Source organism: Vibrio sp. 704 (assembly GCF_033339295.1).
Window position 1 is genome coordinate 1 of sequence record NZ_JAWOUH010000478.1, and the last position, 682, is coordinate 682.

Consider the following 682-nt stretch of genomic DNA (forward strand, 5'->3'; position numbering starts at 1 on the left):
TAATTTTGTCGCTCCGATTTGCAGCTCTACCGGTAAAAGCTGCCTCATGAGATCACCAGCAGATTCTAGATCCTGACGAATCGTTTGGTAAGCGATATCTAATTCTTGATTTCTCGCGAGTAACATATTGTGCAAATCGAGAGTACGAAACCCTGCTCGTATGCGTGCTTGAAGCTCTTCTACCGACGTTTTTTTATCTACGAAATCATCCGCGCCAGCGTCAATGCCTTTGACAATCGAGCCCTGATCATTGCGTGAAGAAAGTAGGACAAAAAAGATATACCGCTCAAACGCCGCAGATTTGAGTACACGACACAAATCAATACCACTGAGCCCAGGCATCATCAGGTCACTGAGAACAAACTGAATATCTTTTCGGTGCGTCAGGACTTCAAGTGCAGACTCACCGTCCTCCACAGCGATGACTTCGTACCCTTGCTTTTGCAATGCGGAGGTCATGTAAAGCAATACCGTTTTGCTATCGTCGACCAATAAGATTGGTTTCATCTCTCTCCTCAACGCTGGTAGCGACTAACGAAGTACTCTGTTTATTGACTGCTCATCTCTAAAACGACTGTAGTCTTCGGCTAAAAGTTGATGTTGATAACGGGTGTAAGACAATGCTTCGTTTGAAATGACGATCTGATTTTCTTTTTCGATAAGTTGTCCGCGCAATTGCTCT

Annotated in this window: 1 protein-coding gene; it reads right to left on the reverse strand. The window is 44.4% G+C overall.

The annotated features are described in order from the left end of the window. A partial coding sequence (locus tag R7R24_RS27230) for a response regulator transcription factor (RefSeq protein WP_318120201.1) occupies positions 1–507 on the reverse strand: 507 nt, incomplete at its 3' end. Between the last annotated feature and the right edge of the window lie 175 nt (positions 508–682).